At 64.5% G+C, this 14,141-nt stretch carries 10 protein-coding genes and 1 CRISPR repeat array (1 of these 11 running past the window's edge); of the genes, 2 read left to right on the top strand and 8 right to left on the bottom strand.

Annotated features, from left to right (window positions below):
- Positions 1 to 126: 126 nt before the first annotated feature.
- Together J4H92_RS01095 and J4H92_RS01090 are read left to right on the top strand one after the other, a co-directional pair.
- A complete protein-coding gene (locus J4H92_RS01095) occupies positions 127 to 1,011 on the top strand; it encodes an ABC transporter permease subunit (protein WP_208095177.1) in 885 nt (294 codons plus the stop codon).
- Positions 1,012 to 1,029: 18 nt separating this feature from the next.
- Positions 1,030 to 1,836: an ABC transporter permease gene (locus tag J4H92_RS01090; protein WP_208095176.1), complete on the top strand. Its 807-nt coding sequence runs from the start codon at positions 1,030 to 1,032 to the stop codon at positions 1,834 to 1,836.
- A gap of 19 nt (positions 1,837 to 1,855) precedes the next feature.
- Here J4H92_RS01090 and cas6e read toward each other — a convergent pair whose 3' ends face one another.
- The 8 genes from cas6e to cas1e form a co-directional block, all read right to left on the bottom strand.
- Positions 1,856 to 2,554, bottom strand: coding sequence for a type I-E CRISPR-associated protein Cas6/Cse3/CasE (cas6e, locus tag J4H92_RS01085; RefSeq protein ID WP_208095175.1), 699 nt, complete (start codon positions 2,552 to 2,554; stop codon positions 1,856 to 1,858).
- Complete coding sequence (cas5e, locus tag J4H92_RS01080) at positions 2,551 to 3,258, bottom strand: type I-E CRISPR-associated protein Cas5/CasD (RefSeq protein ID WP_208095174.1); 708 nt, start codon at positions 3,256 to 3,258, stop codon at positions 2,551 to 2,553. The genes cas6e and cas5e overlap by 4 nt, the downstream gene beginning before the upstream one ends.
- 5 nt (positions 3,259 to 3,263) lie before the next feature.
- A complete protein-coding gene (gene cas7e, locus J4H92_RS01075; protein ID WP_208095173.1) occupies positions 3,264 to 4,388 on the bottom strand; it encodes a type I-E CRISPR-associated protein Cas7/Cse4/CasC in 1,125 nt (374 codons plus the stop codon).
- A 68-nt stretch (positions 4,389 to 4,456) separates the two neighbouring features.
- Positions 4,457 to 5,137, bottom strand: a complete 681-nt coding sequence (gene casB, locus J4H92_RS01070; protein WP_208095172.1) for a type I-E CRISPR-associated protein Cse2/CasB — start codon at positions 5,135 to 5,137, stop codon at positions 4,457 to 4,459.
- Positions 5,134 to 6,870 (bottom strand): type I-E CRISPR-associated protein Cse1/CasA, encoded by a 1,737-nt coding sequence (casA, locus tag J4H92_RS01065; RefSeq protein WP_208095171.1) that lies wholly within the window; start codon positions 6,868 to 6,870, stop codon positions 5,134 to 5,136. Before casA ends, casB begins: the two co-directional genes overlap by 4 nt.
- Positions 6,867 to 9,755: a CRISPR-associated helicase Cas3' gene (cas3, locus tag J4H92_RS01060; protein ID WP_208095170.1), complete on the bottom strand. Its 2,889-nt coding sequence runs from the start codon at positions 9,753 to 9,755 to the stop codon at positions 6,867 to 6,869. The genes casA and cas3 overlap by 4 nt, the downstream gene beginning before the upstream one ends.
- Before the next feature lie 1,048 nt (positions 9,756 to 10,803).
- A complete protein-coding gene (gene cas2e, locus J4H92_RS01055) occupies positions 10,804 to 11,151 on the bottom strand; it encodes a type I-E CRISPR-associated endoribonuclease Cas2e (protein WP_208095169.1) in 348 nt (115 codons plus the stop codon).
- A complete protein-coding gene (cas1e, locus tag J4H92_RS01050; RefSeq protein WP_208095168.1) occupies positions 11,148 to 12,122 on the bottom strand; it encodes a type I-E CRISPR-associated endonuclease Cas1e in 975 nt (324 codons plus the stop codon). Before cas1e ends, cas2e begins: the two co-directional genes overlap by 4 nt.
- Before the next feature lie 116 nt (positions 12,123 to 12,238).
- Positions 12,239 to 14,141: direct repeats of the CRISPR family, unit length 29 nt; unit sequence GTCCGCCCCGCACCCGCGGGGATGAGCCC (it continues 10,608 nt past the right edge of the window).

Here is a 14,141-nt window from a genome sequence, read left to right as displayed (position 1 = left end):
CCCCTGGCCTTTGCCCGGGCTGTATCCGCTCGCCGCCCCGGGGCTGCGTATCCGCCCGCCCGGGTGGGGCGCCGGATCGGCGCCCCACCTCCCCACCCCGATACGCATCGGATACAGAGGAATGACGTGACCACCCAGCTCTCGCTCACCAGCAAACCGAAGCGACTCTCCTCGAGCCTCTACCGGCACCCGAGGGGACGCCTGGCGTCCCTGCTGACGCTGCCGATGGTCTGGCTCGTCGGCGTCTACATCCTGTCGCTCGCGCTGATGCTCATCACCGCGTTCTGGCTGACGGACCCCTTCACCTCGAAGGTGAAGCCCGGGTTCACCCTCGACAACTTCATCGATCTCTTCACCGTGCCGGCCTACCTCGCCGCCTCCGGGCGGACCCTCGGCATCGCCGCCGCGGTCACGGTGATCTGCGCGGTCTTCTCGGTGCCGCTCGCGATCTTCATGGCGAAGATCGCCCCGATCTGGTTGCGCTCCGTGCTCGCAGTGGCCGTGACGCTCCCGCTCTGGGCCGGCTACCTCGTGAAGATCCTCTCCGTCAGGATCGTGTTCAGCGACGGCGGATTCTTCAACTGGCTGTTCGGGCCGCTGGGCGTGCAGAGCCCGGGCTACGGCGTGACCGTCACGATCATCACGCTCGTCTACCTCTGGTTCCCCTATATGGCGATCCCGGTCTACGTCGCCGTCGCGCAGATCCCGGCGAACCTCTTCGACGCGTCGTCGGATCTCGGCGCGCGCGGCCTGCGCACCATCCGCACCGTGGTGCTGCCGCTGCTCAAGCCGGCGCTCATCGCCGGCTCGATCTTCACGTTCTCCCTCAGCCTCGGCGACTACATCGCCGCGAAGTTCGTCGGCGGATCGACGCAGATGATCGGCACGATCATCGCGCAGAACATCAATCTCAACCCGCCGGTCGCGGCCGCCTTCTCGGTGGTGCCGATCGTCATCGTCCTCGTCTACCTGCTCGCCGTGCGCCGTACCGGCGCGCTCGAGAACCTCTGAACCGGAAGGCGGATCCTCATGCTCCGACTCGGTCGCGGAACCAAGATCACCCTCTCGGTGATCGCCGCCCTCGTCCTCATCAGCACCTACGTCCCGCTCATGGTGATCGTGCTGAACTCCTTCAACGCCAGTCGCGTCGCCGGCTGGCCGGTCTCGGAGTTCTCACTCGAGTGGTGGGGGAAGGCGCTGGGCAACCCGGCCGTGCACGCCGCCGTGTTCCACTCGGTCGTGGTCGCGCTCTGCGCCACCGCGATCGCGCTGCTGCTCGGCACGCTGGCCTCGTTCGCGCTGCAGCGCTTCAGGTTCTTCGGCCGCGATGTGGTGAACCTGCTCATCATCCTGCCCATCACGCTGCCCGGCATCGTCACCGGTGTGGCGCTGTCGAACACCTTCTACAGCGTGCTCGACCCGATCGGGATCCAGGTCGGCTATGCGGGCATGATCATCGCGCACGCGACCTTCTGCGTGGTGATGGTGTTCAACAACGTGATCGCCCGGCTGCGGCGCATGAACCCCAACCTCGAGGAGGCGTCGATGGATCTGGGCGCGGGCATCGGTCAGACCTTCCGCCTGGTCACCTTCCCGCAGTTCCGCAGCGCGTTCATCGCCGGCGGCCTGCTCGCCTTCGCGCTCAGCTTCGACGAGGTCGTGGTCACGATCTTCACCGCTCCCCCCGGCATCGAGACGCTGCCGCTGTGGATCATGAACCAGATGGCGCGGCCGAACGAGGCGAACCAGGTGAACGTCGTGGCGACCCTCATCATCCTGCTCTCGCTGATCCCAGTCTACTTCTCGCAGAAGGCGTCCGAGAAGGCCGTGCCGTAGGACGTCCGAGCGAGTCCGCTCACTTCCGCAGCGTGATCAGACCGTATCCGTACGATCTCGCCCTGCCCAGTCCGGTGACGAGGGTGGCCCGGAGAGCGTCTTCGTCGGTGACCCTCAGCTTGCCTTCGAATACGCTCTTCCTCAGCGTCACTCTCCGCCGCTGTTCGCGCTCCGCCTCTCCCTTGAAGAACACCTGTTCCCGATTCTCGATGAGCCTGAGTTCGGGAGCATCCTCCGCTTCGTCAGCACCCGCTCCCGGTGCAGCAGTCACTTCGAACCCGGATCGTGACGCTCGCGCGAGCAGCCACTCCACCTGCTGGGCCTCGGTGACGAGAGGAATCACCTTTCCTCGCGCGTTGGGCCCCTCCCCCTTCTTCTGTTCGCGCACCGCTTTGGTCGGGTTCGCCTGAACGCGGAAGAGCCACTCGGAGCCATTGGTCACCTGACGCAGGAATCTCGCGTATTCGAGGCTCTGCCCCGGGCTGGTCTCCCATCCGGCACTCTCGACCAGGTGCGCGAAGTCGGGCCGCTCCGGGCTGACGACGTAGAGGGTGTGATGGGGATGATCGCTGTCGAGTCGCCACAGCACGCGCTCCTCACGCGCAGCGGAAGGCGGAAACAGCGAGAGGACGCTCGCATGCATGGCCTGGGGATTGGCGAGAATCCTGCGTGAGTCCCTGCGCTGCGGATTGATCTCGAACCTTGAGAAGTACGTCATGCTCGTGCCACCGCCTCGAAGAAGGAGTCTCTGCGCTCGCGCCCCTCGGCATTCTCGATCGAGGCCGGTTCGTCGGGCACGACCTCCCGCCACTCATGGATGCGCTGTTCCTGGGAGAAGCTGACGGGCACGTCCCGGCGCCGGTCCCCGCTCTCGCCGGCCGCGGCGTCGCGGAGGATCGGCAGGGCGACGCGTTTCAGCCGCGATTTCCGGTGCGCTTTGCCCGCTTCCCAGGGTTCCTCACGCAGGGCATCGGCTGGGCTTCCGTCGCGCAGGCCGAGCACGAGGTCGACAGGTGCGGGGCAGGATCTCCGTCCGAGGAACAGCGGATATCGTGGACTCCGAAGAGCCTCCTCGAGCCCCAGCAGCAAGTCGCGATCGCCTCCGAGCGCTGCCAGGAACACCGCGTCCGAGAGGTAGAAGCGGGTGCTGAGCTTCGGGTTGCGATCGTTCTTCGAGGTGGCTTTCCAGTCGATCGCGGTCTGGTAGTCACGGATCAGGCGACCCGGCTGATCGACCCGCACGGCGAAATCGAGCTCTGCAAGCTCTCCTAGAGGCTCGCCGCGTTGCAGCCCGAGCGCCGACGCGACGAGACCGATCACGCCAGACTTCGTCGGCTCGGTCTCCGTGCCGCGCTGGGTGAACCTGCTCTGCGAGCCCCAGGCCTGCAGGGGCCCTGCTAGCTTGAGCAGCAGGGACGACATACGAATCACTCCCCCGCAGCAGTCAGCGCCGCCCCGAGGCGGTCCGCGATCTCAGTGAACGGAACGGCCTCGCCCAGCTCCGCCGCGACACTCGCGGTCTCTCCGACACCGATCACGAAGGTGTGCTTCGCGGTGAGGCCGTATCCGCGTTCGACGGCCCGCACTTCATCGACCAACTTCTCGGCTGCGGCCTTTCTCCGGCCACTGTCGGAAACGATCGGCTCCTCGAAGGCGTTGACGTATGAGATCGGTCGGTCCGTGCGAACGCTGATGAGCACGAGCTCGGGCAGGGTCTGGTTGGCAAAGGTGTTCTGCTTGCCGGTCGGCTGCGAGGTGATGAATGCCTGTGCAAAGGCGATCGCCGCCTGCTTCGCGGCCGTCGCATCCCCCAGGTTCTCCGCGAGCCCGTCGAGGTGCACCGTGGCGTAGCGGTAGAGGGTTGAGGAGGCGAACTCGATCGTGCCGATCATGCCGGCCCCGGTCTCCTCTTCCGAGCTCTCGATCACGTCATCGACCGCGGTGTAGTAGTCGTGCTCCGAGGTGCTCTCGTGAACGCTGATCGCATGGGCCACCTGCGCCGCGGCGTCGACGTTGAAGTCCGGTGCGTCCGCGATCATCCGGCCGAAGAGCGCGATGTCGACGCTCTGCTCGGTGTCGAGGATCGCTTCCAGTTCTTTCTTCGGGATCTTGCCGCCGGGCTCCAGGGCGAGCAGTGCACGCGCGAGCTTCTCGATCTGCCGTGTGCTGAAGAATGCGAGATAGCTGCTTCGCACGTAGGGGTAAGCGTTCTCCTCGGTCTCTTCCTTGGTCTTGGGCGCCTCGAGTTTCCACTTGAACTGCGCGAAGGAGGCGACCAGCGACTTCTCGAGTTCCGCGATATCGACATTCGGTTCGATCGCTTGCGCCCGCTTGAGCACGAGTTCCCCGACCCGCCTGGTTCGCTCTCCGAGCGCATCCGCGTCGAGATAGTCCGGGAATACTTTGCGGATCGCGCGCTTCCAGGCCTGACTGGAGACGCGGTGGCGCTGCACGCCGCCGTAGAAGGCGGTCTTGGGCGCGCCGGTGTCGTCCCGATTGATGTTGCTCGGCGGCACGGTGTGGAGCGCGTGAAGGTCGATGAAAATTGACATGGATCTGCTGCTTTCCTGATGAGGCGGGTTGAGTGGTTCTGGTCGCTTGGTGTGGTCCGGGCGGCGGTTCAGGCGGCCGAATCGGATGCCTCGGGTTTGCGCGGCTGGTATCCGTTGACGAAGTCTCGGCTCCATCGGATCAGCACTCGCTGCCTGGTTCGTGCGTGTGAAAGCCGCTTGAGGTCCACCGCGAGCAACCCGTAGTCGAAGCCGATCTCGGCCGAGCGCAGCAGGGTGACGAGCGAGCGGAGGTGGTATGCGGTCGCGTCGGCCTCCTTTGCGTTCGCCAGGGAATCGAATCGCGTCTTCACCGAAGGGGTGGTGTCGCGCACCAGTTCACCCACGGCGGTGGCGAAGCGCTTGCCGGGCTGATGCATCCGCTTCTGCTGCGACTGCTGATGAATCGCATACGTCACGATCGCCGTGTAGGCGGCGCGCTCGTGTTCGCTCGCAGAGTTGGAGCTCCCCTGCAACTCTGCGGGAAGCAACTCATCGTCTTCTTGCGCAATCAGGCCGGTGCCGCCGAGCACCAGTTGCCAGGCCTGGGGGTCGAACTCTCGCTGACGCGACGCCGCCTTTCTCAGCTTGGCAAGGATCGCTCTGGCTCTCGCCTGGGTCCTCGGGTTCTCACCGAGCAGCGCGCCCTGAATCCGGGAGATCTTCGACGAGACGGAGTTGCGAAGCAGTTCATCCCTCGTCGTCTTTCTCTCCACGACTTCGTCGGCACTGATGTCGTGCGCTCCAGTCATTGCGCGCTCTCCTTGTTGGGTGCGGGATTCGGTGCTTGAAGGGGCAGATGCTTGTTGAGCTGGGTGAGCAGCCAGATTCTGGCCGTTCCGGCCGAGTTGAGCCGCGGACGAGCATCGGCGCTGCGCTCGGCGTCGGGCACGACGATCCTGCCCTGGTAGGCCTGCGGACCGGCGTCGCGGATGAGCGCGTCGGCGTGGTCGAGGATCACCTCGCGCGCGGTCCGGCGCCACTCCAGCGCGGGCTCTGGCCCTGGTTCGGCCGCGGGCAGTTCGAACAGCCAGTTGCGAAACTCTGTTTCGAGGGCCGCCAGCACTTCGCGGCTGGCATCCGCGTTGTGCGCGTACTCGCCCCCGGCGGCTTGCACGAGCATGCCGGCGAACGATCCGACGGCGGATGCGGCCTCGAGCGTCTTCCGGACACTTTGCACGATCACTTCTGACCACCTGCTGCCCTCTGCGGTGAGCAGAGTGAGCGTCACTGGTATTTCCGTGTGGACGATGTCGGTGATCACGGAATCCTGAGTGCCGTAGTCGATGCCGACCAGTTCGACATTCACTCGTCTCTGGAGCGCGCCGGAGTCGTGTCGGCTGAGTCGGGAGAGCGCCTCGACATTGTCCGGTAGTTCCGCGGGTACCTTTTCTTGCAGGTCACGGGAAAGTACCCCGTGACGGTAGAGCAGGCTCTCGACCCCGCGCCAGAATGTTCGCTGACTGTAATGCCTTCGAGGTAGGAACACCGTGTCGGTCTTCGATGACAGGTTCTTGCTGTGCTGCAGCCCGAAGAACGGGTCGGCGCGGTTGTTCTTGAGTTCCAGCTTGTCGCCGTTGGTGATGAGCACACCTGCGATCAGTCCGTCCCGGGGGAACAGCCTGAGCCGACGACTCTGCCACGTCAGTGCGTCGAGAGCACCGAGTGGGATGGAGGCCTCCTCGTTTCGCGCCTGAGAGGTGTGCGGTGAGAGTTCCCATGCCGGGCGGTCTTCATCTCGGCCATCCGCCGCCGCTCGTGCGGTTTCGGCGATTCGTGGGCTCGGCAGGTTCAGGATGAGCGTCTCGATAAGGTTTGCGCCGTGGATGATCACGCCGCCGCCCCCGCCCGCAGCGCCGACACCGATGGGGTAACCTTTCCCGTTCTTCGCCCGTGCGTCGCCCACAGCGGCAGGTTTGATCCCCGAATAGTCGTAGCTTTGAGCATGCAGCAACCAGCGGGCGGCTTCCGCATAGCTCAAGTTATAGAGTCTTTTCCCCGCTCGCGAGGAGAAATAGTCGGACTCCGCGTCTGCGATCAGACGCTCGACCGCCGAATGTTCCCCGCTCGAAGTGCTCAGATCCGCCACCTGATAAAAAGGCTGGGTCGGGTGGATGAGCCAGAATCGATCGTGCTGCTCATCGAGGTAGCGCTCGATGTTCTCCAGCGCCAGCTCTCCCGTTTCGAAGGTTTCGGCCCACCACTCCTCGGCGGCGTCGATGCCTGCCCCGGGCAGCGTGCCGTCCCGCGTGTAGGAACGCCAGAGGATCGCGGTCAGGAGTCGGAGGACGGCGAAATCCTGGGTGGGAAGCTCGCCCGAGATTCGTCTGACGCTGCCGGCTTCGCGGAAGACATCCCGGATAGAGAGGTGTCTGGGCTCGTTGTCCGTCGTGATGACTCTGATCCAGGGCTCGTCGAGGAGGTTGAAATCCGGGGCCACGAACTCCGCCGGCGCGGAATCCGGCTCGGCGAGCGTGCTGGTCATGTGTCCTCCGGAGCGGCGTCTACGAGGTTGGCGAGGTGCTGAAGTCCGAGTTCGCTGCTGTAGCGCAGGCGCTGTCCGGCGAGCTCGACCTCAAGCTTCTCATCAAGGGGCAGGATGAGTTGACTCCGGAGGTAATGTGACTGCTGCCAGGAGTCGATGAAGTACGATCGCTCGAGTTCGTCGAGCGCCGCATCGAACGCTCGAGGTCTCGAGAAGTAGTAGGGAAGTCGGACGCTGTTCAGCGCTATCGCCTTGGCAATCTCTTCGTCGGGCGGCAGAGCGATACTGATGACTTCGTCACTGCGCGGGTGGCCGGGCAGGAGCCGATACTCGCCCGCAACACGCTGCACGAGCAGCACCTCGAGCGCCGGGTCGATGTCACGTACTTGCGCCGCTGCGCGAAGTTCATCGACGTGCTCCTTCACCCTCGCTTCGCGGTAAGGCATGATCTCGGCGATGGTTCGATGGCCGCGATGATCCTTGAGCAGGAATCCGCTCGCCTTGGCCTGTTTACGGTGGATCTCTTCGACGAGTTTCGTGCGTGCCTGGCGGTAGGCATCTGCCCAGGCCTCCGGGATTGCAGGGGCCGATCGATACGTATGCTGCACGAGGGCGCTGATCTCGTCGGGAATGCGGAGTTGCTCGCCCTGTTGGAATTTGGGTAGGAGCAGCGCGTATGAGGCGAGCAGAATCGCTTCGGCGTAGATGGCACGGTAATCACTACTGAACACCGGCGGCTCGTTCTCGTCTCCCGCCTGTTCGATGCCGCGGACATAGATGGTCGGCTGACGTGACCATCCGGGACGGTCTTCTGCGGGACGCCGGTGTCGGTGCAGGCGCCCGGCGCGCTGCAAAAGCAGATCCGCGGGACAGAAGTCGGTGATCATGAGATCGAAATCGAGATCGAGCGATTGCTCCACGATTTGGGTCGCGACCAGCACCCGACGCTCAGGACGCCCCGATCCGCGGTTCGAGCTGGAACCGAAGAATGACAGCAGCGTTTCTTCCTTCTCTTTCCGATCGATCGCCGTGAATCTTGCGTGCAGCAGTGAGACGTCGTCGCCGAAGATCGGTTTCAGTCGCTCGTACACAGCCTGCGCCCGTTTGACGGTGTTGCAGATGACGACCGCACAGCCACCGTCAATACGCACGGGTTCGAGTTTCTCCTCGAGCGTCCCCAGGGAGTCGTCGATCTGATGCAGCGTGACGTTTTTCGTCTCCGAGTCGATCGACACGGCGTGCTGATGAGTTCCTGCGACGTCGACCTGGGTGATCAGCGGGTAGCTCAGCTCGAGAACGATCTTTTCGGGTTCCTGGTTTTGAGCGCGGTGACCTTCGGGTTCACCCCTGGGCTCCGCTCCCAGTCCGGTTCGGTAGGCGTTGCTCAGCTCAACGCGCACCGACTGCGGCAGGGTTGCGGAGAGCAGAATCACCGTGACGCCGTACGATGCAAGCCACTGCAATGCACGCTGCAGGTAGATCTGCATATAGGAGTCGTAGGCATGCACCTCATCGATGACCACGACCTTGCCGGAGAATCCAAGATGTTTCAGCATGACGTGCCGAGTTTGGAGAGCCATCTGCAGCACCTGATCGACGGTTCCGATGACGATGTGGGAGAGGATCCCCTTCTTGCGCCCGTAGAGCCAGTCGTGCGAGATGGCCTGACCGCGGTTGGATTCCTCTTCGGTTTGCTCGGCTTGGGCTCGTTCGTAGCGCAGACGCATGAAGCTGTCGCTCAGCGTGTTGCGCGAGTGCGCCAGGAACATCGAGGTGAGGCTGCCGCCAGGCTGAGTGTTTCTCGCCCAGGTGAGGGTACGCCCGAAAAGCCCATCGGAGGTCGCGGTAGTGGGCGTGGCGAACATGAGGCCACCAACGCCGAGTTGCTGGGCGAGGAGGTCCGCCAGCGCCAAGCCGGCCTCGGTCTTGCCGGTGCCCATCGGTGCCTCGATGATGAATAGGCCGGGCGATATCGCCTCAGAACCGAGTTTCGCGGCCACACGCTGCAACTGGTTCGGGTGAAAGTCCTCGGGCCAGTCGAATCTCTGCCGGTAGAAGGCGGCCGTGTCGCCCTGCTGCTGGGCCGGACGCCAGGGATCCGGAAGTTGCAAACTGTCGATCCCAGCCCGTCCGCGGTCCTGAGCAGCAGCTGCGGTGATCGGCGCTTCAGGGCGCGAAAGCGGAAAGAACTCGGGGTTCGAGGCGATCCAGTCGCTCATGATCACGAGACCGGTCAGCACCATCTGCGCGTTGACGGGGATCTTCAGCTTCGGGTGCCCGCGCAGGATCTCCTCGGCACCAGTATGGGCGGTGATGTCGCTGAGGAGTTCCCGCCACGCCTGCTGCCAGTCTTCGCCGTGTGTGGCCAGGAGACTGGAGTGGAGCTTCGAGAGTTGATCCTCGGTCGGCGGCAGCCCGTGGTGGGCCCCACTGATCCCGGCGAGCCGCTCCGCGCTGTATGAGTTCCAACCGAAGGTTTCGCAGAGCCACCACGTCTGGATGCCCTGCGAGTAGACGGAGTGCGGCAGATCCTCGACCTCGATGCCAAGCTCGCTGAACCGGTTCGAGTCGAATCCCGTGTTGCGCACCCGCTCGGAGAGCCACCTGTGATCCGGGCTCTGATCGAGTTGGAAGGCGAATGGCTTACTCGCCTTGCCGATGTCGTGGGTGCCCGCCAGCCAGGTGACCAGAGGGCGCAGTTCCGCCTCCTTGAGGCTGGAGTGTTCGATGAGCGTGCGCTTCACATCAGCGGAAAGCCACTCATCCCAAAGGAACCCGGCCGCATCGGCCGAGTCGCGCATGTGCTGCTGCAAGCTCAGCCACCTCCGATCTTCGCCCGTCTTCGCCCACAGCTGCCGTGTGCGTTGAGAGATGGTGTCGAGCATGACTCCCCCTGGATTGAGCCGGTGGTGGGTGACGTTCTCAAGCTACAACCCACCACCGACGTCGCCGCCCTTTCACAGCTTTCAATCAGATCAAGTAACAGTAAAACACAAGGTTACCTGTTGTTTAACATAAATGTTCCCTGCGAAGGCAGGGCGTTCTCCCATGAACAATGAAAACCGCAAGGTTGCCTGGGTGCATCTCTGCTAATAGTGACTGCAGAGCACCCCATCGATTCTATCGAAGATCACTCAGGGCTGTTCGGTCACGAATCGGACGACTCTTCAATTCCGCTGGCAGCAGCACCAGCAGATCACCAGGCCGCGGCTTGAAGCCGTAGCGGCGGTAGAAGTCGGCTGCACCGTCATTCTTCGCCTGCACCAGAATACCCTTGGCTCCGACGATACGACCGGCCAGGTTCGCTCATTTCACCGCGTCCTGCAGCAACGAAACGCCCAGGCCGCACCCCGATAGCGTCGGTCCACAGCCAGTCTGCCGATGACCAGCACCGGGATCGGATCGGGCGAGTTTCTGCGGAACGCCGCGGAGACCGCGCGGGCCTCAGCACTTCCGGCATGAAGGAAGACTGTAGACGCGACAACACGGGCGAGATGACCCTCTATCGTGACCACATAGCTACGAGAAACAGAGTCTTCCTGGTTATTCAACGCTCGCCGGAGCAGCCAAGTTTCGATCGGGGCTCTCCGGAGTCGAACGAATCGAATTCGTGCTGATCCGATGCCCGATAGCCGGGCCTTGCCGTCAGGGGGCCTGTCTTCGGCAGCTCCGTCACCGGGCGAGCACCGCATCCACCTCAGCCCACTGGGACTCGCTCAGAGCAAAAAAAGACTGCTCGGCCAGCACGTCCTCGGCGCACTGCAGCAGCGCTGGTCCGAGAACTCCGTCAGGTTGGAGCTCTGGGTGCGCGAGGCACGTTCAATGGTCTGCTTCTGCGCAGTGGTCATCCGGAGGGCGATCCGCTCGTTCTTCACTCCGTCGACAGCCATACAGCTACTGCACGCCCATGAGGAGTATGTGATCGGGCTCGCCTCACCCTCTCCCCCGCCGGTACCGGGACGCATTACTCCACCCGGTCTTCCGCGCGTTCGTCACCTGCTTCGCGCTGCTGTTCGGACGCATCATCAACGAGATGCCCTCGAAGTCGGTCGGAATCCACTCGTGCCCGTGCACCTTGAAATCGAGTTTCTGCTCGGTATTGGTCTGGAACACCATGATCGCCCGGCCGGCACCGATATTCTCGAGGATCTGGTCCCAGAGCAGATCCCTCACCCTCGCCGTCACCGAGCCCACGAACACGCCAGCCGAAATCTCGAGCACCCATCTCGTCAGATGCCCGCGCAACTTGGCCGGGCATGACGAGAGCACGACGACGATCACTGTTGACCGCCCTGATAATTTCTGCCTGAAGCGACGTTCTCGTTGTTCATTCCACCCCAAAGCTGCACCACGTCGCGGCTCAGCTCATCTTCGAACTCGACCTCGATTCCCGCCTCGTCTGTGTCCTCGAGCATGAGTTGTCTGATATCGGATGCGCACCGCTGCATGAAGCCCCCGCGTTTCATCGCGTCGCGCACCGCTCTGCGGGCTGCAGACCCGACATCGTCGGGTTGCTGCGAAGCGATATCGAATGCCAGCGGGATCGTGAAATCGGCCTTGTAGAGATCGGCTATGTCGAAGACAAAGCTGCGCTCATTACCCGTGTGGATGAAGCCGAGCCCGGGCGAACAGCCCAGCGCCACGATCACTGAGTGCACGACGCCGTACAACGACACGTTGAGCGCTGAGAGCGCCTGATTGACGGGATCCGCGTCCTCGAAATCCTCGACCTTGTAGCTTCTTCCCCGCCAGTCGACACCGGTCCTCTTTGCGTTTTCCACATAGGCTTGCCGAACTCTTGTTCCCTCCTTGCCTCGCAGTTGCTGCATGGTGTTTCCCGAAGTGTCCTCGCCGGGGAATCTCAACGCGTACATCGCCTTCGCGATCCTGAGCCTCGATCGCGTCGTGGAGACCAGCCGGGCTTGAGCTTCGAGAAGACGACTCGATCGTGCGAGCGAGCGGCCATGGCAGTAGTATCTGACGCCTTGCTCACCGACCCAGACAACCGTGGAGCCGGATTCGGCGATGAGCACCATCGCCTGCTGAGTGACCGTGGTGCCCGGCCCCAGAAGCAGCGCGCCCAGCGAGGCCGCTGGGATGTGTACTGTGCCACGTTCGTCCGTGGCGGTTATCGCGTTGGAGTCTCGGCTGATAACGCTGCGCTCTAGGTATATGAAGGTCAAACGGTCTCGTGCGCGAACCAGTTCAGGAAGTTCTGGAGGACGCACCCCTGGAACGGCGGCGGATGACATGAAGATCCCTTCTCTCACCTCAACTCGGGTCTGGCCCAATAAGCCGCTCCAGTGCCATTGTTGAAAGTGAAGTTTTTGCTGGTTCCAGCCCCTCTTGTTCTTAGGATAATGGGAGTGTCCGCCCCGCACCCGCGGGGATGAGCCCGAATACTTCAAGCTCGCCCACGAAGCCGGCCAGTCCGCCCCGCACCCGCGGGGATGAGCCCATCTGGGGGACGACGACGGGGAAGCACCTGAAGTCCGCCCCGCACCCGCGGGGATGAGCCCCGCTACACGGCGATTGATGTTACAATCTATTGGTCCGCCCCGCACCCGCGGGGATGAGCCCGTGATCATGCGCCGCGGGGGGCGTATCGGGCAGTCCGCCCCGCACCCGCGGGGATGAGCCCTGACAGGCCGGACGGACCCTCAATCCCGCCATGTCCGCCCCGCACCCGCGGGGATGAGCCCGTCTCCATGGGAGAATTGCTAGCGTGGATCAGGTCCGCCCCGCACCCGCGGGGATGAGCCCCTATGGCCCGAGAAGCGCGAGCCGCTGATCTTGTCCGCCCCGCACCCGCGGGGATGAGCCCGGCTCGGAACGCGCCCGGCGGCGAGCGCCGGCGTCCGCCCCGCACCCGCGGGGATGAGCCCGCCTGGTCGCCGACCGTGACGCGCGCGGGATAGTCCGCCCCGCACCCGCGGGGATGAGCCCGACGCGACTCGGCGACACGGCCGCGCGGGTCTGTCCGCCCCGCACCCGCGGGGATGAGCCCAGCTACCCGGCGATTGATGTTACAATCTATTGGTCCGCCCCGCACCCGCGGGGATGAGCCCGCGACCACGATCGTGCAGATCGACGCGCCCGCGTCCGCCCCGCACCCGCGGGGATGAGCCCGAAGGAGCGTAGAAGAATGAAGGCGATCGAATGTCCGCCCCGCACCCGCGGGGATGAGCCCAGCTACCCGGCGATTGATGTTACAATCTATTGGTCCGCCCCGCACCCGCGGGGATGAGCCCGTCTCCATGGGAGAATTGCTAGCGTGGATCAGGTCCGCCCCGCACCCGCGGGGATGAGCCCGTCTGGTCGCCGACCGTGACGCGCGCCGGATAGTCCGCCCCGCACCCGCGGGGATGAGCCCGCCTCATTCCCGCCGACTCCGAGCCGGGGAACGTCCGCCCCGCACCCGCGGGGATGAGCCCCGCTACCCGGCGATTGATGTTACAATCTATTGGTCCGCCCCGCACCCGCGGGGATGAGCCCCGACAGGCCGGACGGACCCTCAATCCCGCCATGTCCGCCCCGCACCCGCGGGGATGAGCCCCCTGCCCCGACGCCCGCCGACGTGCGCCGCGAGTCCGCCCCGCACCCGCGGGGATGAGCCCCAGATGGAGCAATAGAACGTCTCCATGGGAGAGTCCGCCCCGCACCCGCGGGGATGAGCCCGATGATCTGCGCTCTAAGACCAATCCCTTGGGGTCCGCCCCGCACCCGCGGGGATGAGCCCGGCTGGCACGCGCACCTTCACGTGCTGTTCCTGTCCGCCCCGCACCCGCGGGGATGAGCCCGGCGGTCGCGTAGTCCTCTATGCGTGGGCCGGGTCCGCCCCGCACCCGCGGGGATGAGCCCCCCGGAGAAATAACGTGCTTACCGACTGCCCGGTCCGCCCCGCACCCGCGGGGATGAGCCCGCCCCCCGTGGGCGTCGCGCAGATTGGCATTCGTCCGCCCCGCACCCGCGGGGATGAGCCCCCCCGCTCGCGCGGGCGCTCGCCGTATCCGCAGTCCGCCCCGCACCCGCGGGGATGAGCCCGGCATCGTCTCCGATGTGCGCGCCGCCTATGGGTCCGCCCCGCACCCGCGGGGATGAGCCCAACCTAACAGCGAAAACGCTGCAAGAAACGTCGTCCGCCCCGCACCCGCGGGGATGAGCCCCAGAAATTCGGTTTGCAGGTTTCGGTTGATTAGTCCGCCCCGCACCCGCGGGGATGAGCCCCTGATGCAGATTCCCGCGAGTAAACTCATTCAGTCCGCCCCGCA

The sequence above is a fragment of the Leucobacter weissii genome (genome assembly GCF_017565745.1).
GTDB lineage: Bacteria > Actinomycetota > Actinomycetes > Actinomycetales > Microbacteriaceae > Leucobacter > Leucobacter weissii.
This window is presented reverse-complemented; position numbering and strand designations above follow the sequence as displayed.